Annotated in this window: 23 protein-coding genes; 13 read left to right on the forward strand and 10 right to left on the reverse strand. The window is 42.5% G+C overall.

Annotated features, from left to right (window positions below; translation table 11 throughout):
* Positions 1-8: 8 nt before the first annotated feature.
* The gene (locus ZOBGAL_RS00350) at positions 9-1634 is read left to right on the forward strand and encodes a long-chain fatty acid--CoA ligase (protein ID WP_013991457.1); all 1626 of its coding nucleotides are present in this window, start codon (positions 9-11) and stop codon (positions 1632-1634) included.
* A 57-nt stretch (positions 1635-1691) separates the two neighbouring features.
* Here the strand turns inward: ZOBGAL_RS00350 and carB are convergent, their stop codons facing one another.
* Positions 1692-4547 carry a carbamoyl-phosphate synthase large subunit gene (gene carB, locus ZOBGAL_RS00355; protein ID WP_013991458.1) on the reverse strand — a complete coding sequence of 952 codons (2856 nt, stop codon included), beginning with the start codon at positions 4545-4547 and terminating at the stop codon, positions 1692-1694.
* A gap of 120 nt (positions 4548-4667) precedes the next feature.
* The gene (gene rpmH / locus ZOBGAL_RS22985; RefSeq protein WP_072991142.1) at positions 4668-4835 is read right to left on the reverse strand and encodes a 50S ribosomal protein L34; all 168 of its coding nucleotides are present in this window, start codon (positions 4833-4835) and stop codon (positions 4668-4670) included.
* Between the two features lie 185 nt (positions 4836-5020).
* Between rpmH and ZOBGAL_RS00360 the strand changes: the two genes are divergently transcribed.
* On the forward strand, positions 5021-5926 hold the full coding sequence (locus ZOBGAL_RS00360; protein WP_013991459.1) for a DUF6263 family protein: 906 nt from the start codon (positions 5021-5023) through the stop codon (positions 5924-5926).
* 5 nt (positions 5927-5931) lie between these two features.
* Positions 5932-6447, forward strand: coding sequence for a hypothetical protein (locus tag ZOBGAL_RS00365; protein WP_013991460.1), 516 nt, complete (start codon positions 5932-5934; stop codon positions 6445-6447).
* Between the two features lie 44 nt (positions 6448-6491).
* On the opposite strand, the gene cls is transcribed toward ZOBGAL_RS00365, so the two are convergent.
* The 3 genes from cls to ZOBGAL_RS00380 form a co-directional block, all read right to left on the reverse strand.
* The gene (cls, locus tag ZOBGAL_RS00370) at positions 6492-7964 is read right to left on the reverse strand and encodes a cardiolipin synthase (protein WP_046287664.1); all 1473 of its coding nucleotides are present in this window, start codon (positions 7962-7964) and stop codon (positions 6492-6494) included.
* 122 nt (positions 7965-8086) lie between these two features.
* Positions 8087-9052: a lytic transglycosylase domain-containing protein gene (locus tag ZOBGAL_RS00375; RefSeq protein WP_013991462.1), complete on the reverse strand. Its 966-nt coding sequence runs from the start codon at positions 9050-9052 to the stop codon at positions 8087-8089.
* A 191-nt stretch (positions 9053-9243) separates the two neighbouring features.
* A complete protein-coding gene (locus ZOBGAL_RS00380; RefSeq protein WP_013991463.1) occupies positions 9244-9906 on the reverse strand; it encodes an alpha/beta fold hydrolase in 663 nt (220 codons plus the stop codon).
* Positions 9907-10075: 169 nt separating this feature from the next.
* On the opposite strand from ZOBGAL_RS00380, the gene ZOBGAL_RS00385 reads away from it, so the two are divergent.
* Complete coding sequence (locus ZOBGAL_RS00385) at positions 10076-10369, forward strand: GNAT family N-acetyltransferase (RefSeq protein WP_013991464.1); 294 nt, start codon at positions 10076-10078, stop codon at positions 10367-10369.
* A 58-nt stretch (positions 10370-10427) separates the two neighbouring features.
* On the opposite strand, the gene mtaB is transcribed toward ZOBGAL_RS00385, so the two are convergent.
* The 4 genes from mtaB to ZOBGAL_RS00405 form a co-directional block, all read right to left on the reverse strand.
* Entirely contained in the window at positions 10428-11756 is a 1329-nt protein-coding gene (gene mtaB / locus ZOBGAL_RS00390; protein ID WP_046287665.1) for a tRNA (N(6)-L-threonylcarbamoyladenosine(37)-C(2))-methylthiotransferase MtaB, read from the reverse strand.
* A 141-nt stretch (positions 11757-11897) separates the two neighbouring features.
* Positions 11898-13073, reverse strand: a complete 1176-nt coding sequence (locus tag ZOBGAL_RS00395; protein WP_013991466.1) for a GlmU family protein — start codon at positions 13071-13073, stop codon at positions 11898-11900.
* Between the two features lie 137 nt (positions 13074-13210).
* Positions 13211-13507 carry a type B 50S ribosomal protein L31 gene (locus tag ZOBGAL_RS00400; RefSeq protein ID WP_013991467.1) on the reverse strand — a complete coding sequence of 99 codons (297 nt, stop codon included), beginning with the start codon at positions 13505-13507 and terminating at the stop codon, positions 13211-13213.
* A 300-nt stretch (positions 13508-13807) separates the two neighbouring features.
* Positions 13808-14185 carry a hypothetical protein gene (locus ZOBGAL_RS00405; RefSeq protein WP_013991468.1) on the reverse strand — a complete coding sequence of 126 codons (378 nt, stop codon included), beginning with the start codon at positions 14183-14185 and terminating at the stop codon, positions 13808-13810.
* Between the two features lie 29 nt (positions 14186-14214).
* Between ZOBGAL_RS00405 and ZOBGAL_RS23245 the strand changes: the two genes are divergently transcribed.
* From ZOBGAL_RS23245 to ZOBGAL_RS00440, 8 genes are all read left to right on the forward strand, one after another.
* Positions 14215-14514: a hypothetical protein gene (locus ZOBGAL_RS23245; RefSeq protein WP_148560675.1), complete on the forward strand. Its 300-nt coding sequence runs from the start codon at positions 14215-14217 to the stop codon at positions 14512-14514.
* Between the two features lie 265 nt (positions 14515-14779).
* Positions 14780-15301 carry a DUF4199 domain-containing protein gene (locus ZOBGAL_RS00410; RefSeq protein WP_013991469.1) on the forward strand — a complete coding sequence of 174 codons (522 nt, stop codon included), beginning with the start codon at positions 14780-14782 and terminating at the stop codon, positions 15299-15301.
* A 199-nt stretch (positions 15302-15500) separates the two neighbouring features.
* Positions 15501-16475: a glycosyltransferase family 2 protein gene (locus tag ZOBGAL_RS00415; RefSeq protein WP_013991470.1), complete on the forward strand. Its 975-nt coding sequence runs from the start codon at positions 15501-15503 to the stop codon at positions 16473-16475.
* A gap of 39 nt (positions 16476-16514) precedes the next feature.
* On the forward strand, positions 16515-18224 hold the full coding sequence (locus ZOBGAL_RS00420) for a phospho-sugar mutase (RefSeq protein WP_013991471.1): 1710 nt from the start codon (positions 16515-16517) through the stop codon (positions 18222-18224).
* Positions 18224-20047, forward strand: a complete 1824-nt coding sequence (locus ZOBGAL_RS00425) for an ABC transporter ATP-binding protein (RefSeq protein ID WP_013991472.1) — start codon at positions 18224-18226, stop codon at positions 20045-20047. Before ZOBGAL_RS00420 ends, ZOBGAL_RS00425 begins: the two co-directional genes overlap by 1 nt.
* Before the next feature lie 58 nt (positions 20048-20105).
* Positions 20106-20660 (forward strand): RNA polymerase sigma factor, encoded by a 555-nt coding sequence (locus tag ZOBGAL_RS00430; protein WP_013991473.1) that lies wholly within the window; start codon positions 20106-20108, stop codon positions 20658-20660.
* Between the two features lie 11 nt (positions 20661-20671).
* Positions 20672-21187, forward strand: coding sequence for a hypothetical protein (locus ZOBGAL_RS00435; protein WP_013991474.1), 516 nt, complete (start codon positions 20672-20674; stop codon positions 21185-21187).
* Complete coding sequence (locus ZOBGAL_RS00440; protein ID WP_013991475.1) at positions 21180-21641, forward strand: hypothetical protein; 462 nt, start codon at positions 21180-21182, stop codon at positions 21639-21641. The genes ZOBGAL_RS00435 and ZOBGAL_RS00440 overlap by 8 nt, the downstream gene beginning before the upstream one ends.
* 12 nt (positions 21642-21653) lie before the next feature.
* On the opposite strand, the gene ZOBGAL_RS00445 is transcribed toward ZOBGAL_RS00440, so the two are convergent.
* Positions 21654-22682: a VPS10 domain-containing protein gene (locus tag ZOBGAL_RS00445; protein WP_013991476.1), complete on the reverse strand. Its 1029-nt coding sequence runs from the start codon at positions 22680-22682 to the stop codon at positions 21654-21656.
* 72 nt (positions 22683-22754) lie between these two features.
* Here ZOBGAL_RS00445 and ZOBGAL_RS00450 point away from each other — a divergent pair, with 72 nt between their 5' ends.
* Entirely contained in the window at positions 22755-23966 is a 1212-nt protein-coding gene (locus tag ZOBGAL_RS00450) for an RsmB/NOP family class I SAM-dependent RNA methyltransferase (RefSeq protein ID WP_013991477.1), read from the forward strand.
* The last annotated feature ends 43 nt before the right edge of the window (positions 23967-24009 follow it).

A 24009-nucleotide genomic window follows, 5' to 3' on the forward strand; every position in this document is an offset into this window, starting at 1 on the left:
GATAGCCTATGGAAGGATTAATAATGGATTACCCGCTCACTACGACCACTATTCTTGAATATGGCAACAGCGCTTTTAAGCACAAAAAAATCATCAGTTATTTGCCCGATGCCTCCAGGCATGAATACACCTTTGGAGACCTTTACAAACGCTGCATGCAATTGGCCAATGCACTCACCAATACCCTCGGGGTAAAAAAAGGCGATATGGTCGGCACCTTTGCCTGGAACCATTACCAACATGTAGAACTATACTACGGCGTACCCGGTATTGGGGCCATTTGCCACACCATCAACATCAGGCTTTCATCACAACAGACCGAATTTATAATCAACCACGCGGAAGACAAGGTTATTTTTGTAGACGCCACGCTTGTACCCTTACTTGAAAAAATTGCCGGGAAACTGGAAACCGTAGAGCATTTTATTATTCTAAACGCACCAGAAAATTTCAACACCACATTGCCCAATGTTTTACATTACGAAGATATACTGGCAGGACAATTGGAAGAATTTCAATGGCCTACCCTAAACGAAAACGACGCAAGCGGCATGTGCTATACCAGTGGCACAACGGGGCTGCCCAAAGGTGTGCTCTACACCCATAGGTCTACCTACCTACATGCCCTGACCATCTCCACGCCCAATGCCGCCAACTACAGCAACTCCGATATTGTACTGCTCATTGTTCCCCAGTTTCACGTTATGGCCTGGGGATATCCGTACCTATGTCTTCTTACGGGGTCTGATATGGTCTTGCCCTCATCAAACCTACAACCCGAGGCATTGATCAAAATTTTACAAAAAGAAAAGGTCACCAAGGCCAATGGTGTGCCTACAATCTGGATGGGGATCTATGAGAGCATGAAAAAAAATCCCCCTAGGCCCAAATTAGATTTGGAAGAGTATCTGGTCGGGGGGTCCGCGCTTCCCGCAAGCCTAATAAAGGCCATGGAGAAGGATTTTGGCATTAGAGGGGTCCACGCTTGGGGAATGACGGAAACGTCGCCCCTAGGCACCGTAAGCCGACTACAGCCCCACCATCAAGACTTAAGTGAAGACAAAAAGGTGGGGATACGGGCAAAACAAGGCATAGAGTTTCCCGGTATTGAAATGCGTATTGTAGACAACAACGGAAACGTCGCCCCAAGGGATGGCAAAACAATGGGCGAACTACAAGTTAAGGGAGCTTGGGTCATCAGTTCTTATTTTAAAACAAAGAACCGCGACAATTTCACCAATGACGGATGGTTTAGAACCGGAGACGTAAGTACTGTCGACCAAGATGGTTATATGCATATTACCGACCGAACAAAAGACCTGATCAAAAGTGGGGGCGAATGGATCTCTAGCGTTGCCTTGGAAACGACCTTAATGGCCCATCCGAAAATAAAAGAAGCGGCCGTAATTGCCATACCCGATGAAAAATGGTCAGAAAGACCCTTGGCCGTTATCGTGCTCCATGATAGAAACGAAAGGGTAACGAATTACGAATTAAAAGAATTTTTAAGTCGTGACTTCGCCAATTATCAAATCCCGGAAAAATATTTGTTCATAGGCCAAGTGCCAAGGACCAGCGTGGGCAAATTCGACAAAAAGGAAATCAGGAGACGTTACGCCCAAGGTAAATTATAAAAAAAGGTCGCGGCAAAACAATTACCACGACCTTTTACACTCTTCCAATAAGCAATTTTACTTGCTTAAGTACATTTTTCTTCGACCGTAAAGATCATAAAACTGATCATCTTTAAGGCTGTCGATAAAGAGAATGCTCTCGCCCGTACTCTTCATTTCAGGCCCTAGGTTTTTGTTTACATTCGGGAATTTATTAAAGGAAAAGACCGGTTGCTTAATGGCAAAACCTTTAAGCTGTGGGTTAAAATCAAAATCCTTGACCTTTTTATCCCCTAACATGACCTTGGTGGCATAATTCACATAAGGCTCCTTATAAGCTTTGGCAATAAAAGGAACGGTTCTAGAAGCACGTGGATTCGCTTCTATGATATACACCATGTCGTCTTTTACGGCAAATTGAATGTTGATCAAACCTACGGTGTTCAAGGCCAAGGCAATTTTCTTGGTATGGTCTTTTATCTGCTGCATTACAAACTCGCCCAAATTGAACGGAGGCAGTGTTGCGTTAGAGTCGCCCGAGTGAATACCACAAGGCTCTATATGTTCCATAATACCAATAATATAAACATCTTCCCCATCACAAATGGCATCGGCTTCCGCCTCTATCGCGCCATCCAAATAATGGTCTAACAACAATTTATTATTCGGTATTTTTCTAAGAAGATCTACAACATGCTCCTCTAGCTCCTCTTTGTTTATGACAATTTTCATTCCTTGCCCACCCAACACGTACGAAGGTCTTACCAACAACGGAAAGTTAAGTTCATCGGCCAAGGCCAAGGCTTCATCGGCAGTTTCTGCAACCCCGAACTGTGGAAACGGAATGTCGTTTGCTTTTAAAAGCTCGGAAAAACTACCACGGTCTTCCGCAAGGTCCAGTGCCTTGAAACTGGTTCCGATAATCTTAATACCGTATTTCTCCAATTTCTCCGCAAGTTTCAATGCGGTCTGCCCGCCTAGCTGTACAATAACGCCTTCAGGCTTCTCATGACGGATAATATCGTAGATATGCTCCCAGAAAACCGGCTCAAAGTAAAGTTTGTCGGCCGTATCAAAATCGGTAGAAACCGTTTCAGGGTTACAATTGATCATGATGGTCTCGTAGCCACATTCGGCAGCGGCAAGCACACCGTGAACACAACAGTAATCGAATTCTATACCCTGCCCTATTCGATTGGGACCAGAACCAAGCACTACAATTTTTTTACGATCGGTAACGATACTGTCGTTCTCAACATATCGGGTTCCGTCGGGCTTTTCTATTTCTTCTTCAAAAGTAGAATAGTAATATGGGGTCATCGCCTTAAATTCGGCGGCACAGGTATCGACCAATTTATACACCCTGTTGATATTCATCTCCTCGGTTCGTTTTTTATGCACCTCGCTCTCGTAGCAATCGAGCATATGGGCAATTTGCCTATCGGCAAAACCTTTTTGCTTGGCTTCCAGCATCAATTCCTTGGTCAAGGTAGCAATGGTATAGGTAGAGATTTCCTTTTCCAAGAGATAAAGTTCTTCGTACTGTTTCAAGAACCACATATCTATTTTGGTAATCTCGTGTATCCTACCCAATGGAATACCCAATTGAATGGCATCGTAAATCACGAAAACCCTGTCCCAACTAGGAATCGTCAGTTTTTGAATGATTTGGTCATAATTGGTGTAGCCTTTACCGTCGGCACCTAGACCGTTTCTTTTTATTTCCAAGGATTGTGTTGCCTTATGCAAGGCTTCCTGAAAGGAACGTCCAATACCCATTACCTCACCTACCGACTTCATTTGAAGTCCTAATGTACGGTCTGAACCTTCAAACTTATCAAAGTTCCATCTCGGTATCTTTACGATAACATAATCGAGGGTGGGTTCGAACAATGCCGATGTAGATTTCGTAATCTGGTTGTCCAACTCGTTCAAGTTGTAACCAATGGCCAATTTAGAAGCTATTTTGGCAATAGGATAACCCGTTGCCTTTGAAGCCAATGCCGAAGAGCGCGAAACCCTTGGGTTGATCTCTATGGCAATAATATCTTCTTCTTCATCTGGGCTAACCGCAAACTGAACGTTACACCCCCCTGCAAAGTCACCGATACTGCGCATCATATGAATGGCCATATCCCGCATCTTTTGGAAAGTCCGGTCAGAAAGTGTCATTGCCGGTGCCACGGTTATGGAGTCACCCGTATGTATCCCCATAGGGTCCATATTCTCAATGGTACATATAATGACAACGTTATCGTTTTTATCACGGAGCAACTCAAGCTCGTACTCTTTCCACCCCATAAGGGCCTTATCGATCATTACCTCATGAATGGGCGATATTTCGAGTCCGCGACTTAACAGCTCATCAAAGTCTTCCGGTTTGTAAACTATCGAAGCTCCTGCCCCACCCAAGGTATATGATGCCCTAATCACTAATGGGAAACCAAATTCTTGGGCTATCTCCTTCCCTTTCAGGAATGAGGTAGCCGTAGCTTGGGGTGCCATCCCAACACCGATTTTCAACATCAGTTCACGAAACTTCTCACGGTCTTCCGTAATGTTGATCGCGTTGATATCGACCCCTATGATCTCTACGCCAAAATCTTTCCAAATACCCTTTTCATCAGCTTCAATACACAAATTCAAGGCCGTTTGCCCTCCCATAGTAGGCAATACCGCATCGATTTGGGGATGTTCCTTTAAAATCTCAACTATTGATTTGGTGGTTAAGGGCTTTAGATAAACGTGATCCGCCATGGTGGGGTCCGTCATAATGGTAGCAGGGTTGCTATTTATCAAAACGGTCTCTATACCATCTTCACGAAGACTTCGCAAAGCTTGTGAACCTGAGTAATCAAACTCACAGGCTTGACCTATTACAATGGGACCGGAACCGATCAGTAGTATTGACTTTAAATCTTTTCTTTTGGGCATTAGTTGTATTCTTTAAGGCTTTGGCAAAAAATTGTTACAAATATCAGGACAAACCTGACATAAAAAAAGGTGTTACTTATAAAAAGTAACACCTATATATTTCTTAAAAAAATAATATCATTATTTCTTATGTCTCGGCTCAGAGGATACAGAAAGTTTTTTTCTTCCTTTAGCTCTTCTACGAGCTAAAACTTTTCTTCCGTTTACGGACGCCATACGCTCCCTAAATCCGTGTTTATTTCTTCTTTTTCTTTTCGAAGGCTGATATGTTCTTTTCTGTCCGGGCATTGTATTATCCTTTTCGTTTTGTGATACTAGTTTGCGAAACCGCTCGCTAAAACTGGGCGCAAATATACAAAGAGTTTTCTCTCTAGCAAATACATTTAGAAAAATATTTTTATTGAATGCCTGCCGCCTAGCGATAGGTTTTTATTACTTTTGCCAAAATCGGATTTTAGCACTAAAATCAATCTATGAGAAACTTTTTTGGCATTATTTTTATTGTTCTGTCAAGTACCATCTCCTTAGCCCAGACAAAGCTCGAGTACAAACTGGAGAAAAATGCCGTCTTCACCATAAAACAAAACGCCGAGCAGATCATCACCCAAGAGCTCGACGGGGCCAGTCATGTAATGACCAACAAAATTAACGGTATTCTTGAATTCAAAGTACTGGAGGTAAGGGATTCCACTTATAAAATCGCCTTGAAATTCAAGGACCTCAACCTCAATATGAAATCGAGTATACAAGGGGAATTATTAAACGTACGGGCCAAGGAAGTCGCTCCCGACGATATGCAATCGCAAATATTCAACAGTCTGCTCAACAGACCGGTCAACATTCTTTTGGCCAAAACAGGCAATATCATCGAAGTAAAGGGAGGAGATAGCCTTGTAGTGAAAATGGCCGAGGCTTCAGGACTTACAGATGAATTTTCATTGAAAATGATGAAAAAATCCTTGGAGAAAGAATTTGGTTCGGAAGCACTTTCAAAAAGTTACGAACAGATGACCTATATCTATCCGAAGAAAAAAGTACGTATAGGCGATACCTGGAAAAACAAATACACTGGAAAATTAGAGAGCCAAAACACATGGACCCTAAAAGGGCTCACCGCTGACACGGCCACTATAGACGGTTCTGCCGAGGTACACATGGATGTTACCGAATTGGCCACGACCATGAAGCTCGACGGCTCACAAAAAACACAGATAATTACGGATGTCTCTACTGGTTTTGTAAAAAAAATGACCGTGGAGGGACTCTCAAACGGGTCTTCGACCATGACCCAAATGGGCGACCAAGAAATCCCCACGACCATACAATCTTCCATTACCTACGAACTCATAGATAATTTAAACGAACCGATCAATAATTAATACACATGTTTAACAAAAATCTTAAACTGGTCATAGCAGGACTTATAATCGCATACGCCGTATATCAATTCATCGAGGGCAACATTGGCAACGGAATCTTTCTCATTCTTTTATCCCTCATTTTTATATTCCTCTATTTTAGAAACGAAATCATTCTCTTGGCCTTTTTAAGAATGAGGAAGCAAGACCTTGAGGGCACGGAAAAATGGTTGAGCAAAATCAAAAATCCAGAGGCGGCCCTAATCACCAAACAACAAGGCTATTTCAATTACCTTCATGGTATCATACACTCACAAAAAAACTTGACACAGGCCGAAAAGTACTTTAAAAAGGCCTTGAAATTAGGACTCACAATGGACTACGATATCGCCATGGCCAAATTAAGCCTTGCAGGTATTGCCATGCAAAAGCGTAGAAAACGTGAGGCCACTACCCTGCTCCAAGAAGCCAAAAAACTCGATAAGAGCAATATGCTTACCGAGCAAATCAAGATGATGCAACAGCAGATGAAGAAAATTTAGCCGAAGGAAACACTAAAGGCCTAGGCCTTTTTTTAAACTTGCGATTAAAGTAAAGGTGCCCAAAGCCTACTGAACGACTCTTTCAGTTTACGCACCAGTCCGCGATTGTTCCAGCGCACCAGGTCAACCTCTTCACACGCTTTCAAATCGTCAAAGAAAACCTCTGTCAGCCGACGGTTGATTTCTTTACTGTAAAGCATGGCGTTTATCTCAAAATTGATCGAGAAGCTGCGATAATCAAGGTTAGCGGTACCCACTGTAGAGAAGATATCATCTATGACCATAGTCTTTGCGTGTATAAAGCCCTTGTGATAGCGGTAGATTTTTATTCCCGATTCAAGACAGTATGCGATATACGAATCCGAAGCATATTGTGCCGCCCACGAATCCGACTCGTACGGAATGATGACACGCACATCGAGGCCACTCCTTGCCCCTGTAGCCAAGGCCGTTAATATGGCATCGTTAGGCATAAAATAGGGCGAGGTGATATAGATGCGTTCCTTTGCGGAACTAATAGCCGAAAAAATAGCTTCCATAATATTGGCCCAATCGGTGTCGGGTCCGCTTGCCGCAATCTGCACGGCGACCGGTCTTTCCGTTTGTGGTTTTTCCTTCGGAAAGAAGGCTTTTTCAATTTCGATCTCATTGTTCGAGGCAAAATTCCAATTCAACAAAAAAGACGATTGTAGCGAGCCTACCGCCCCGCCCCTCAGCCTTAAATGGGTATCACGCCAGTACCTTGGGTTGTCATACGAATTGTCATATCGCTGCGCCATATTGATTCCCCCTACATAACCTATTATTCCATCTATGACAACTATTTTCCGATGGTCCCTATAATTTAGCTTTCCCGTGGAGTTCGAAAACAGAACCGGCATAAAAGCGTAGTGCTCCACCCCCGCCTTGGTCATTTTCCGTTTCATACTATTGGCAATATTGCTTCCCACATCGTCGTACACCAGCCTTACCTTTACGCCCTCACGGGCCTTATCCATAAGGATATTCATGATTTCATTTCCCAAAGCATCGGAAAACAACACAAAATATTCCATATGAATACACACGCTTGCATTCCGCAAATCGTCTCGCAACCGCTTGAACTTTTCTTCCCCATTGATCAACAGCTCTACATCATTGTCAAAGGTCAGAACCGCTTTTTGATTGTTTTTAAGAAGCTTATAGACCTTAAAGATTCCCTCGCCATAGGTTTCCTCAAAATCGTCACGCTCCTCTTGGTCCAATTTAAAATTGGCCCGCCAATCTTTGATCCGCTCATTGTCGAGAAAGTATTTTTTTTCGAAAATTTTAGATTTCCTATAGTCTTGCCCGAATAAGTAATAAACCACCAAACCCAAAAAAGGGAGTACGGCAAGGGCGAACAAGAATGACAGGGTCTTAACGGGATTCTTGTTCTTTAAAAGAATAAAAAAAGAAAGGGCAATGACGAGGATGTAGTTGACCGCCAAAAGCACCAACCATAAGTTCTTATGAATAAAAGTAAGGATAGAATCCATCAATTTGAATACGGCCCGAATCATCAAGACGATCCGGGCCCGTTATTCTATAAAGATGGCTCAAATTATGCAATAAAACGGTCTCTAATCCAATTTAAGATAACCGCATCGAAGATGTTTGGCTACTTACCTACCCTATAATACCCTTTGTTCGGTATTTCTATAGTGTATTTTTTGCGCGAACTATTGTTCAAATGCGCTTCTCTAAGCCAAGGATTGTGTCTCTTTAAAATTTTGTAGTTGATTTCGTATTGCTGCGCAAAATCGGCAAAACTCAATACAGGCTCATCGATTTCAACTTTGAAGGTCGGAACGGGCTTGTACATATCTTCCTCGTCTATATCGAAGCCGTATTTCTCAGGATGGCTCAATATTTCCTTTATGGCCATAATACGGAACACGTATCTTCCCGTCTCCTGCCCCAGTAACAAATCGTAATAATCGCTTACCTGCTGAATACCCAAGTATTTGTTTATAGCACCGGCACCAGCGTTATACGAAGCCGCAGTCAAGGTCCAACTGCCGTACTTGTTGTAATGTCTTTTTAAGTAGGCACAAGCCACTTCTGTAGCTTTTTCGAGGTTATAACGTTCGTCTACGTTACTGTTCACCTCTAGGCCGTATTCCCTTCCTGTAGCCTTCATAATCTGCCAAAAACCGGCCGCACCGGCATGTGACACCACATTTTGCAATCCGCTTTCGGCAACCGCCAAATATTTAAAATCGTCGGGGATTCCGTTTTTTGCCAAAATAGGCTCGATTATCGGAAAATATTTGTTCGCCCTTTTGATCAACAGTACGGCATTCGACTGCCAATAGGTGTTTACCAAAAACTCACGGTCGACACGCTCCATGATCTCAGGGTCTTCCTGAGGCACCATTTCACCTGCAAAGTTCAAGTCTTCAGGAATATCTATGGCCGAAATTCGATACGATTCCGCAACGTTCTTATCGTTTACTTCAATCTCGTTTTCGCTTACATCGGCATCTCCCTTACTCGGTTCTACATTATTTTGTACGGCAAATATCAAAGTACTCACGACAAAAAAGACGCCCAAGAGCATCAATACATTCTTTAAAATCTTCATTTTTTGGTATTGTTCGGTTTATTCAAAGTTAGTAAACTCTTTTTGAATTTTTCTACCTCGGCCCCTTACTTATTGAGGTTTAACTTTTACTTTGCCATAATCCCACTAAAAGGCAGAGATCACAACAAGGCTTACGATTAAATTCACATGGGGGGTCTTCAGATAGAGATGAATCTAATACTACAACTCGTTTATTCCAAAATAATTGTGGGCAGATGCTCATTAAACCACCGAGCCCTGTGAATGATCATCGTATGCGTGCCACTTTTTACGGTAATACAATGCTTTATTTTTTCAATAGGAAAAACAGCATCTTTATCACCATGAATATGAACGAGGTTAGGTATGGGCTCGACCGGTTTCCAATTGACGATTTGATCAATAGACCAGTCGATATAATATTTGTCACGAATGGAAAGGTATTCTTCATAGAGCGCCAACCGCTTGGTTACCGTCTCCCCGAAAGCGTACTTCGCCAGAAGCTCAATATTGTTGACAAGTCCTGTGGGCAAAAGTTTATGCACCTTTGTATACTTAGCGAATATCATGCGCTTCGGCAGCTCTGAGGCCTCTTTTACACTTGATACCAACACAACCTTCCTAAAGGATTTGAACCGTGCCATTTCTTGTGCGAGCATCCCCCCAAAAGATACACCGACCAAAACCGCATTATCATGAAGCACATATTCGTTCATTTTTTTGGCATAGTCGGAAAGTGACATATCCCGTTCGGGTACGAACCATTCAAGCAGATGTTGCTCAAAGATATCTTCAGGTAAGCGGATATGCTTAAAAATGGAAGGGTTAGCCGCCATTCCCGGCATAAAATAGACATGAACCTTAGTACTGCGCATTTTGAATAAGCATAGGAATTGTTAGGAAATTAACATTTTTTTCACTACTTTTGCTGTCGACTTTGGGGTTAATCCATAGTTTATACAAATCTGAGCAAAAGTATACAAAATTGCGATTTGAGAACACCGTAATTTTCTTACCTCTTGCCGTCATCTAAAATCAAACTATATGAATGAAGTAGAAATTATTGACAACAGTTTCTTGCGCCAATTCGAAACCAAGGTTGAAGGTCATTTAGCCAAGATCGAATATTCTTCGCAAGAACGCAAAGTATTTCTAACAAAATTAGTAGTGCCTGAAGAAATCACTAAAGAAGGTTTCAAAGAAGATTTTATCAAATCCGTTCTTCACCACATTCAAGAGCAAAATCAGAGAGTGGTTCCTACAAGTCCTCAAATTGCCGGTTTCTTACGTAAAAACAGACAATATAAAGAGATGTTACCTGTAGGTATTAGAATCTAATCGAATTTCAGAGTTTTTTTGAAGATGAATCCCGCACGAAGCGGGATTTTTTTTGCCCTTATACTTCCGCTGTACTTTTAGCGAACTCAAAACGCACCAGGCCATCGGTATCTATATCGGTCAAGACTACCTCGTGAAGGGTATTTACCAATTCTGGGTTCCACGGCGATTTTACCTTGACGTAGTTGGCCGTAAAACCATGAATGTATCCTTCTTTGTTCTCTCCTTCGAACAATACCTGATGCGTGCGCCCCAACTGACTTTCATAAAAAGCCCTTCGTTTCTTAACCGAAAGTCCACGTAACATCTTACTACGCTTGTTCCTTACCTGTTTCGGTACAACGCCGGCCATATCGGCCGCAGCCGTATTATCGCGTTCGGAATAGGTAAAAACGTGCAAATACGATATATCCAGCTCGTTCAGAAAATGGTAAGTTTCAAGAAAGTGTTCGTCGGTTTCCCCCGGAAACCCGACAATAACATCGACACCGATACACGCATGCGGCATAACCTCCTTGATCTTTCTGACCCTATCTACATATAGGTCGCTCATATACCTGCGGCGCATCAGCTTTAAAATAGCATCGCTCCCACTTTGTAAGGGAATATGAAAATGAGGCACGAAGGAGTCGCTCTGCGATACAAAGTCTATAGTTTCATTCTTTAGCAGGTTCGGCTCAATAGAGGATATTCGCAAACGATGTATGCCCTCTACCCTATCCAAGGCCTTTACCAAGTCTAAAAACGTATGCTCATGCTTCTTGTTACCAAACTCCCCTTTACCGTAGTCTCCGATATTCACGCCGGTCAGTACAATTTCCTTAATGCCTTTTGCCGATATTTCAGCCGCATTGTCCAAGACGTTCTGCAAGGTATCGCTTCTAGAGATGCCCCTAGCCAAGGGAATCGTGCAATAGGTACACTTATAGTCACATCCGTCCTGTACCTTTAAAAAAGCACGTGTACGGTCTCCGATAGCATAGCTACCCACATAAAAATCGGCTTCGTGGATCTCACAGGAGTGCACTTCGCCAAAATCGTTTTTGGTAAGGTCGTTGATATAGTCGGTAATCTTAAATTTTTCGGTAGCCCCCAACACCAAGTCCACACCATCTACAGCGGCCAATTCTTCCGGTTTCAACTGCGCATAGCAGCCGATAGCCGCCACAAAGGCATCAGGGTTTACTTTCTGGGCCTGTTTTACAATGGTCTTGAACCTTTTGTCCGCGTTTTCAGTCACCGAACACGTATTAATCACATACATATCGGCCGATTCGGCAAAATCTACACGTTCGAAACCCTCATCCTGAAATCCTCTGGCAATGGTTGAAGTTTCGGAAAAATTGAGTTTACAGCCCAATGTATAAAAAGCAACTTTCTTTTTCATACCCTTTTCCCTTTCTGCATTCGTATTCAATTGACGCTTTTTTTAAGGTCACAAATATACAAACTTGAAGCGACCCTGTAACATTCGCTAAAGAGGTCGCTTCCTTCCCCTTTTAAAAGACACTTATCTTGAAGATTCAAATTAATAGTTACGCCATTTTTTAGTCAACTCAAAGACGTGCTCCAAAATACGGGCCTCCTTATCATCGAACTCCACATTTCTTCTCGCCATCATCACTTTGGCCGCATCGAAAGCTTTGGTCGTACTATAGGTAGAAAAGCCCGAAGCCCCGCCCCAACTGAAACTTGGCACAAAATTACGAGGAAATCCTGGTACGTAAATATTACAGTTCACCCCGATTACCGTACCGGTATTGAACATTGTGTTTATGGCCGTTTTACTATGATCCCCCATCATCAGGCCGCAAAATTGCAATCCGGTCTGTTCAAAACTTTCAGAGGCGTAATTCCATAAACGGACCTTAGCGTAATTGTTCTTAAGGTTCGAGTTGTTCGAATCGGCTCCAATATTACACCACTCCCCCAATACCGCATTACCCAAATAACCCTCATGGCCCTTACTTGAGTAGCCAAAAATTACCGAGTTGCTGATTTCGCCGCACACCTTTCCGTACGGGCCTATTGTTGTTGCACCATAAATCTTGGCCCCCATTTTCACCACGGCATTATTGCACAGTGCAAAAGCACCCCGAATCAAATTACCTTCCCACACCTGTGAATCTTTACCCAAATAAATGGGGCCGTCCGTGGCATTTAAAATACTGTGCTCTACCTGTGCCCCTTCCTCCATAAAGATACGCTCTGGGTGAATCAGGGTATTGCTCTTCGGTATAGGTGCACTTTTTCTTCCTGCGGTAATCAAATCAAAATCGGCCTGCAGGGCTTCCCCGTTTTTCGAGAAGATATCCCAGGTATTTACCACCTGTATGACATCATCTTCAAAATCGATATGCCGGTACGACGCAAAATCTACCTCTTCCTGTGTTTCCTTGGTAAAAAAAGCTATGACTTCCTCCCCTTTAAAAATAGCCTCGTTCTCCTTTAGGTCTTGAATCAGGCCGACCAACTTTTCATTGGGAAGAAAAGAGGCATTGATCAATACGTTCTCTTCCATCTCGACCATCGGATACTTTTCCGATAGATACTCTTCGGTAATCGTGGTAGTGGTATTGCCAAGATACTTTTCCCATTTTTCACGTATGGTCAATATTCCTATCCGTATATCGGCAACCGGCCTTGTAAAAGTAAACGGCAGCAGGTTTTCCCTTACCCTACCATCAAAAAGTATATAGTTCATTGCTGGTTATTTTTCTGCAAAAATAGACATTCTGTTTCTCTCGTCAGATAGACCACAATTGTAATTGGTCTATGCTATAAACAAAAAAAGCCTCCGACAATTGTGGAGGCTCTTCTAAAAATATCGTGTACAAGAAATTACTTTTCTTCTTTATCAGCTTTTTCTTCTTTGGCTGCAGCAGGTTTCTTCTTGAACTTCTCGTATTTACTTTTGAACTTATCAATACGTCCGGCAGTATCCAAGAATTTAGCCTTACCAGTATAGAAAGGGTGAGATGTTCTAGAGATTTCCAATTTTACCAAAGGGTATTCAACACCGTCAACTTCTAATGTTTCTTTGGTGTTTGCGGTAGATTTAGTCAAAAAAACCTCGTCATTTGACATGTCTTTAAAAGCGACTAATCTATAATTTTCTGGGTGTATTCCTTTTTTCATTCTAATTAAAATTTTACGCACCCATTCCAACAGGCACTCATTTTAAGGCTGCAAATTTAATTAATTTTCCTTAATCTACAATCTTATTACTAAAAAAAGAACCAATTAGTACCCGAAAAAAAATTAAGCCCTCCAAATAAAGGCGTGCCGGCCTTTGCGACAACAAAAAGAGCGGCGTGTACGGGTTTATGCCCAACCGTTTTGCAACCGTTCCGTTTCCGAACCCCAAAACACCAATAAACCTTGGCCGAAGATGCCTCCACCCCAGACAAACAACCGATAGGGCTTTAAACCTCCGCTTTAGTCACAATCATAGGTGAGAACCACATCCGTTTCCATTTCCAATATCAGCCTCTCAAAAATATTGTTGATATCAAATTTTTCCTTATCTGAACATTGGGAAAAATACGGACCATTAAACTCTTCTTCCTTTTCCTCGTAGGTAACCAAGTACTCCTGGGCAATTTCCCTCTGTTCCTGGCATTGTTCCAATGTATAAAAAGTACCATCGGGGTTTCTTACTTCCGCAATTTCCGCATAATAAGCCTCTTCCGTTTCTTCAAGATATCTCATCATGGCCGCCGCACAATTCGACACTTCGTCTTCTTTTTCATCATCTTCGATACACCCCATATTTAGAATTATCAATAGTAATGGGAACAACAATCTCGTTTTCATTTTTTAGAATTTATAACATTAGTACTTATTTGAACTCTTACTCATTTTTCTTCTACCCATGCCATATAAAAACAGACCGTTACCTCTTTTCAAACTCCCTTTGGCCTTATCAGGTCGGTTCGGCGACATCCCAAACCTTGGCACGCCTATCGCCGGCCCTATGGCGCCTCGTTAAAGCATCCGTCCGCATAGGTATTACCTGCCGTCCCGACCTCATCCAAAAGAGACGGTTCGGGCAGCATGGCCGACAGAACGATTATGGTGAAGTGACGCCCATAAAAGAGCCCTTCACGAAATTCGGCACCATTTTACCCTATCTAGGGCTATAGAATAACACATTGAAGATTTACGGTCGGGGGAACCGTTGAAGAAAATCCCCATTTTGTTTACGGAATAGAAGGAACATTTTCTTTTTCTATCCTATCTTTGTCGAGCAAAACACATAAACAATTGTTTTTAAGACGGTTACGGCTTACGATAAAAATACATAAAAACCTAGATTTCAATCCAAATTAAGATTTTAATCACCCACAATGTAACAAAAAGATGGTTTAAATCACATATATAACCGTACAACAACCTAAATACACTAAAATGGAAGAAATCCAAGCAAAAACAGGAAAGTTTGCCCTTAATCATGGTCTAATAGTAGGTGTTATTGGTATAGCCTTCGCTATTATGCTTTACACTATGGATATGCACTATGAGCGTGGCATCGCCGTTCAAGGTACCCAAACATTGATTTTGATAGCAGGTATCGTATTGGGCGTCTATCAGTTCAGGAAAGCCAATTCAGGCTTTTTAACCATCTCGGAAGCTTTAAAGGTAGGGGCCGGCGTTGCCCTTATAGCCGCAATTATGGGACTACTCTATTTTTATGTTTTTTCAAATTTTGTAGAGCCCGATTTTATGGACCATATGTACGAGATCGGAAAACAACAGGCTTTGGAAAACAACCCGAAGCTGACCGAGGAACAGCTTAACCAAGGTATCGAGATGCAAAAACAGTTCGCTTGGATGAACTACCCTATCATTCTGATCATGAACATTCTCATTGGTTTGGTCGTAGGCCTTGTGGTGGGTCTTATTTTAAAGAAAGACAAACCCACGTATTAGATACCCTTTTTAAAAATTATGTGTCCACTCCCCTAAAAAATCATACAATTCACTAAAGACCAATTAGTTAATTCATTTATCTTTTTAAATATTCTATATGTGGCCCCATTAAGGGACGATAAAGAAGGCTTATACCTGAAAAGTTTGAATGACTTCTAGATCAAAATTGTATTTTTGGTCTGATTTATAGAAACTGTGAATGGATCTATCCATAATAATACCCTTACTTAACGAAGAAGAATCTTTAAAAGAACTCCATGATTGGATCGTAAAAGTCATGCGCTCCAATCAATTCACCTATGAGATTCTTTTTATTGACGATGGCAGTACCGATGGCTCTTGGAAGACCATTACGGAGCTCTCCCATTCGAACCCTAACGTAAAGGGCATACGGTTCAATACGAATTTCGGAAAATCACAGGCGCTTCACGCCGGTTTTAAAGCGGCCAAAGGCAATGTGGTCATAACTATGGATGCCGACCTGCAAGACAATCCTGAAGAAATTCCCGAACTGTACCGATTGATAAAAGAAGACAAGTTCGATTTGGTATCGGGCTGGAAGAAGAAACGATATGATTCGGTACTCTTCAAGAATATGCCTTCCAAACTGTTCAACTGGGCAGCTAGACAAACCTCAGGCGTAAAGTTGCACGATTTCAATTGCGGTTTAAAGGCTTTTGACCAAAAAGTCATCAAAAGCATTGAGGTTTCGGGCGAAATGCACCGCTATATTCCGGTTTTGGCAAAAAATGCAGGCTATGGCAACATAGGCGAAAAAATAGTTAAGCATCAGGCCCGAAAATACGGCAAGACCAAATTTGGCATGGAACGCTTTATAAACGGTTTTTTAGACCTCTTGACCATATGGTTCGTCTCTAAATTCGGACGCCAGCCCATGCATTTGTTCGGGGCCTTGGGCGTTCTTATGTTCATTATAGGTTTCGGCTTCGCCATTTACCTCGGTATCGATAAACTTTTTATCAACCCGTACGGTCGGCTCATTACCGATCGCCCCCAATTTTTTATTGCACTTACCGCAATGATAATTGGCACCCAGTTATTTTTGGCTGGATTTTTAGGCGAAATTTTAATAAGATCACGAAAAAACGAGACGCGTTATACCATTTCCGAAGAAATATACCCAGAGCAAAAAGCAAATGAATATTCTTCGTAATTTTATGCGCTAATTAACATACTTAATATAGACACTACTATGGACGCCATTCTAAATACCGCCAAATCTTGGTTGACCGATTTTTTTGACCCAGAAGTAAAAAAAGAGGTCCAAAACCTAATCGACAACGATACCGATGAACTGAAAGACCGTTTTTACAAGCATATGGAATTCGGAACCGGTGGTATGCGCGGAGTTATGGGAGTCGGCACCAACAGAATAAACAAATACACCTTGGGGAAAAGCACCCAGGGCCTAAGCAACTACTTAAAAAAGACCTATACCGACGAAGATATCAAAGTGGTTATTGCCTTCGATTGCCGTCACAATAGCGACACCTTGGCAAGAACCGTGGCAGAAGTACTTTCGGCAAACGGTATCAAGGTCTTCCTTTTTTCGGAACTTCGCACAACCCCCGAACTTTCGTTTGCCGTTAGGCATTTAGGCTGCCATGCAGGCATCGTTTTGACCGCATCGCACAACCCGCCCGAATACAACGGTTACAAGGTATATTGGACCGATGGGGGGCAAATTGTGCCGCCACAGGACGGCGAGATAATTGCCGAAATCAATTCCCTTTCTTTTGAGGACATCAATTTTGAGGCAAACAATGCGCTCATTGAGCTTATAGATAAAGACGTAGACGAGGCTTTCATTAAGGAATCCGTTGCCAACGGAAATTTTAACGCTGCCGGTAAAGACGATTTTAAAATTGTTTTTACTTCGCTTCACGGTACATCTATCACCGCTATTCCCGAAGTCTTAAAAAGGGCCGGTTATAAGAACGTGACCATAATAGAGGAACAGGCCAAGCCCGACGGAAACTTCCCTACCGTAAAATCACCGAACCCTGAAGAGCCGGAAGCACTGTCTATGGCCGTTGCCAAAGCGGAAGAAATCGGTGCGGACATGGTAGTAGGTACGGACCCCGATAGCGACCGTTTAGGTATAGCGGTTCGAAACCTTGACGGAAAAATGGAAATCGTCAACGGCAACCAAGCCATGATCTTGATGACCAAGTTCCTCTTGGAACAACAAAGACGAAAAGGCTTTAAGGGCAATGAATTTATAGCCACCACCATTGTTTCCACCCCTATGATGGAAGCCATGGCCAAAGCATATGGCGTAGAGTTCAAGACTGCCCTGACCGGTTTTAAATGGATCGGAAAAATGATAAAAGATTTCCCCGAGTCGAATTTTATCGGTGGCGGTGAAGAAAGCTTTGGTTATATGGTAGGCGATTTTGTACGTGACAAAGATGCCGTTACCTCTACCCTATTGGCATGTGAGATTGCTGCTCAAGCCAAAGCGGATGGAAGCTCTTTTTACAAAAAATTGATCGACTGTTATGTTGATTACGGTTTCTACAAAGAGAAGCTGATCTCCATTACCAAAAAAGGGATGAGCGGTGCCGAGGAAATCAAACAAATGCTGAAGGATTTCAAGGAAAACCCTGTTTCTTCCGTGGCCGGTTCAAAGGTAAAATGGATCGAAGATTACAACACTTCCATCGCCAAGAACGTACTTACAGGTGAAGAAAAGACAATCGACATTCCAAAATCGAACGTACTGATCTACGAAACCGAAGATGGCACACGTATTGCCGCAAGACCAAGTGGAACCGAACCTAAGGTAAAGTTTTATATCAGCACGAATACGAAATTGGAAAAAGCGGAAGATTTCAAAAAAGTCTCAAAAGAATTGGATGATAAAATCCAAAACATTCTTACAGAGCTTAATCTCGGTTAATGGAATATTTCAAAAAAATCCTTCGTTTTGCAAAGCCTTATAGCAAATACGGATATCTAAATATTTTTTTTAACATCCTCTACGCATTGTTCAGTGCCCTTTCGTTTGCGGCACTGATTCCAATGCTCGATGTCTTGTTCAAGCCTGAAAACAGGGTTTTGCAAGAACCTGTGTACACAGGTATGGGCAGTTTAAAGGATTATCTTCAGGCCTACATCAATTTCAGGGTTAATGAATATTCCGGTGATGACGAGATGAAAGGACTGATATTGGTCATTGGCCTGGTACTCGTGCTTTTCCTTCTAAAGAATTTTTTCAATTATTTGGCCATGTACTTCATTACCTTTCTAAGGAACGGCGTACTGAAAGACATTCGCAACAAGATGTACAAAAAAATTGTTGAGCTGCCCATCTCTTTTTATTCCGAAAAAAGAAAGGGTGATGTTATTGCCCGTATCACCTCAGACGTTCTTGAGATTCAACATTCCTTTCTTTCGGTCTTGGAACTGATCGTACGAGAACCCTTGACCATATTGTTTACCATCATTATCATGTTTGGTATCAGCACCAAGCTGACCATTTTTGTTTTTGTATTCATACCTATTGCGGGCACCATCATCTCAAGGATCGGTAAATCGTTAAAGAAAAAATCGGACCGCGTACAAAAAGAACAAGGCGAATTCCTTTCCATTGTTGAGGAAACCTTGGGCGGACTCCGTGTGATAAAGGCTTTTAACTCGGAATCTTATTTTTCACGTGTTTTCGAAAAATCGACCAACAGGTTCTTTCGCTTTTCAAACTCTCTTTTAAACCGACAAAACCTAGCCTCGCCCACCGGTGAATTTTTGGGTATTTTGGTCATAGGCGTACTCCTATGGTTCGGTGGAAAGATGGTCTTGGTCGACAAAACCTTAGACCCCTCTTCATTCATTGCCTATATGGGACTGGCTTATAACATCTTGACGCCCGCAAAAGCCATCAGTAAAGCTTCCTATGGCGTAAAGAAAGGGAATGCCGCCGCTGAAAGGGTCTTAGAGATATTAGAGACCGAAAACCCAATTGTAGACAAAATCGATGCCGTAAACAAACCTAGTTTTGACAGCGGTATAACCCTTGAGGATATTTCCTTTAAATATGAAGATGAATACGTACTCAAAAACTTCAACCTTTCCGTTCCCAAAGGCGACACGGTAGCCTTGGTAGGGCAGTCAGGAAGTGGCAAAAGTACCATCGCCAATCTCATTACCCGGTTCTACGATGTGAACGAAGGTTCCATTTTAATCGATGGGCACAACATCAAGGACATCTCTAAAAAATCATTACGTGGCCTTATGGGCCTCGTTACCCAAGATTCCATTTTATTCAATGATACGGTAGCCCACAATATTGCTTTAGGGAAGGAAAACGCTACCCAAGAAGAGATCATTGAAGCGGCAAAAATCGCCAATGCCCACGAATTTATTGTCGAGCTTCCCAATGGCTACGACACCAATATAGGCGATAGCGGAAACAAGTTGAGTGGCGGGCAAAAGCAACGCCTATCCATTGCCAGGGCCGTACTGAAGAATCCGCCCATCATGATACTCGACGAGGCCACCTCGGCCCTCGATACCGAGAGCGAACGCTTGGTACAAGATGCGCTCGAAAAAATGATGCGCAACAGAACATCCATAGTGATTGCCCATAGGTTATCGACCATTCAAAATGCCAATACCATCGTCGTACTTCAAAAAGGCGTAATCGTAGAACAAGGCTCACACGACGAGCTTCTTGCAAAGAATGGCACCTATAAAAAACTGGTGCAAATGCAATCTTTGGGCTAGGCCATTAAACCTTTTCTTAAATTTATAGTCTTAACTATACATTTTAAGCCCGAAACATTTGATTGCAGAGGAAACCTTAGTAAATCAGTTACAGCGAGCAGAAACCCAGGCCAGCGCCTTTGGGGTGCTTGTAGATACCTACAAAGAAAGGTTGTACTGGCATATACGTAGAATTGTGTTGAACCACGACGATACCGATGATATTCTGCAGAATACCTTTATCAAGGTTTACAAAAACATTTCAAATTTTAAGGGCGACAGTAAGTTATATTCTTGGATGTACAGGATAGCGACCAACGAAGCCCTCTCCTTTCTCAAGAATAAATCAAGAATGATGGGTGTCGGTGACAGCGAATTACAAGACCGCCTAGTCGAAAACCTGAAAGCGGACGTATATTTTGAAGGAGAAGAAATTCAATTGAAATTACAACGGGCCATTGCAACACTGCCCGAAAAACAAAAACTAGTGTTCAATATGAAATACTTTCAAGAACTGAAATACGAAGAGATCTCAGAGATACTTGAAACATCGGTCGGGGGACTAAAAGCTTCTTACCACCTGGCCACCAAGAAGATAGAAGCTTACCTAAAAGAACAAAAAGAATATCTTTAGAAGCATAGCATATGAAGCCATTCGATAAAAAAAATCCGTTTAAGACCCCAGAAGGTTATTTTGAAAAGTTCGATGAAAGACTTTTTGAAAAGCTTTCCGAAAAGCGCTCGGCCATACCCGAAACGGAAGGCTTTAAGCTTCCTGAAGGCTACTTTGATACTTTGGGCGATAAGCTTCAACAAAAATTAAACGAAGAAGGATCGAGTAAGGTCATCCCCTTAAAATCCTACAAAAAATACTATTACGCCATAGCGGCCGCGGCCGCAGTTTTGGTCGTAGCATTGGTACTGAACCTGAACAAAACAAACGAGGTAGGTTTTGACGACCTGGCCCAAGCAGATATTGAATACTATTTCGACCAAAATGAACTAGACCTTAGCAGCTATGAAATAGCAGAGGTCGTACCCATAAGCGAACTTGAAATCACCGATATGTTCGAGAGTAGTTTCAGCGAAGATTACGTGATAGACTACCTTGATGAAAACACAGATTATATTGATGAATTAAATCTTGTATACGATGAATAGATTAAAATACATAATAATCGTACTCCTCCTATTTGTATCTGCGCAATTTTACGCCCAGAAACCACATGATTACGACAAAATCAAATCGTTAAAAATAGCCTTCCTGACCGAACGATTGAATTTGAGCAGCAAGGAAGCACAAGCCTTTTGGCCCATTTATAACGAGTACGAGAACAATCGTGGAAAACTCAGGGAGAAAGAGCACACCCAGGTCTACCCAAAAGTAAAAGAACCGGAAAAACTTTCGGAGAAAGAGGCGAGTGCTGTTGTTGAACTGTTTCTTGAATTCGAACAAAAAGAGGAAGACATTAGAAAGGACTTCATCAAAAAAGCGGCAGGGGTCATTACGGCCAAAAAAACCCTTTTACTCTTGCGTTCCGAAGAAGAGTTTAAAAGACAGCTGATCAGAAAGTACCACCAAAAGCGTGGTGAAAGCAACAAAAACAGGCCCTAAATTTCCTAAAACCTATTTAAAAACGAGTTTGGCGATTCTGTGCTTACCTGCAGCGTAGGCCGTGTTGGAATCGAAAAAACGGAGGGTATAAAAGGGTTCGTCCGATAACGACTTCCAAGTTAGCCCCCTATCGTTCGAGTAGGATATTCCGGTAAAACCGATAGCCACAAGGCCATTGCCTTCTGAGCCGGGCACAAATTGTACACAACTTTTATATTGTGGATTTTGACCGTCGGCAATCAACTGCCAGGTTTTACCACCGTCTTCGGTAATGGCCTTGTTCGCTTTGTTGATTTCCGGCCGGGTGAAATCGCCCCCAATGGCCATCCCTAGCTTTTCATTGTAAAAATCAACGGAAAAAATACCTTGGGTTGGGGCTTCGCTACTAATCGGGGTCTTTTGTATTTGCCATGTCTTGCCCTTATCAGCCGAAAAATAAATGCGGCTTTTGGTGGTGGCTACCCACGCCTTATCCCCCAAAACCTTAATATTCGTATTGCTGGCCGCAAAGGCCCCTTCACCTTCCACTCCTTCCGGTAATTCCGAACAGGGTATTTTTTCCCATGTATTTCCCCCGTCCCTTGTGATCAGAATGCTCAGACATCCGTTCATACTATCCCCTATGGCAATTCCCTCCTTATCGTTCCAAAAACTCATGGCGTCGTAAAACACGTTTTCGTCCTCTTCTTTGTATACCAATTGCATACGCCCCTTATCGCCCGTTTTGTACAGCAAGGCCGGATTCGCTATCGAAAGCATAAAAAAATCGGAGGAAGTATGCGCAATAGAGCGAAACTCGGGTAGGCTATCTCGATATTCCTGAACGCTTTCCATCACCTTGCCCGTAGCCAAATCTATACTACCGAAGACGCCGTTATTCCCCGCATAGCCCAAGCTATTGCCCATAAGCTCTATGGCTCGGATACTTACGGAATCTTCATATACCGTTTGAACGGCCACCGATGTAAATGATGGGGCCTTCCGTTTTTCGGAACACGAAACCAAGAGAACAACAAGTAAAAAAGGAAATAGAGTGCGCATACGTACAAAGTTTCTCAAAAATACAGGTAATCCAATGGCAAAACAATACCTTTGCAGCCTTAATTTTTTGTAATGAAGCTACATAGAAACTTGGTTTTCGCAGTAATCGATGCCTTGAACTTGATTTTTAACGAAGGGGAGTATGCCGATAAGGTGGTACAGAAAGTACTAAAGTTCGATAAACGTTGGGGTGCCCGAGATCGCGGCTTTATTGCCGAGACCACTTATGAAATGGTCCGCTACAAACGTTTGTATACCGAAATTGCCGAGGTAAAGGCTCCCTTCAGTAGACCCGACCTTTTTAGAATGTGGGCCGTATGGGCCGTTTTAAAAGGAATAAAACTTCCAGATTGGAAGCAACTTGAACCTACACCGGAACGTCGTATCAAAGGGCGTTTTGACGAACTTTCGAAAATAAGGAAATACCGCGAGTCACTACCCGACTGGATCGATGAGATCTGTCTTAAGGCTTTAGGGGAAAAGCTATGGAACGAAGAAAGTGCCGCACTCAACCAACAGGCCGAAGTAATTTTAAGGACCAATACCTTAAAGACCAAAAAGGAAACCCTTCGCAAGGCCTTATTGGATGAAGGTATCGTTGCCGAACCTATCAAAGGATACGCCGATGCCCTCCGATTACCCGAACGCGCCAATGTTTTCGTTACCGAGTCTTTCAAAAAAGGATATTTTGAGGTACAAGATGCCTCTTCACAGTTGGTGGCCGCATATTTAGATGTAAAGCCAGGACAACGTGTGGTCGATACCTGCGCCGGTGCCGGTGGAAAATCACTTCACTTGGCGGCCCTTATGGAAAACAAGGGACAACTTATCGCTATGGATATCTATGGCAGTAAGCTTAAGGAACTGAAACGACGTGCCAGAAGAAACAATGCCCATAACATCGAAACCCGCGAAATCGATTCTACCAAGGTCTATAAAAAATTATACGGCAGTGCCGATCGCGTTTTGATAGATGCCCCATGTACGGGTCTTGGCGTGCTTCGCAGAAATCCGGATAGCAAATGGAAAATGCAGCCCGAGTTTCTTGAGAAGATTACGAAAACGCAGCACGAGATCATTCGCAACTATAGCAAAATCGTTAAACCGGGCGGAAAAATGGTGTATGCCACCTGCTCTATCCTTCCTCAAGAAAACAACGACCAGGTACAATCTTTTCTAGCTTCAGAGGAAGGAAAAGACTTCAGTTTGGTCAAGGAGAAAAAGATATATGCCTCCAAAAGTGGGTTTGACGGTTTCTATATGGCATTGCTAGAAAAGAAGTAATCAACAATTCCCGGAAATACTGTTAACTTTTCTTGTGTGATCA

It is taken from the genome of Zobellia galactanivorans, from assembly GCF_000973105.1.
GTDB classification, from domain to species: Bacteria; Bacteroidota; Bacteroidia; order Flavobacteriales; family Flavobacteriaceae; genus Zobellia; species Zobellia galactanivorans.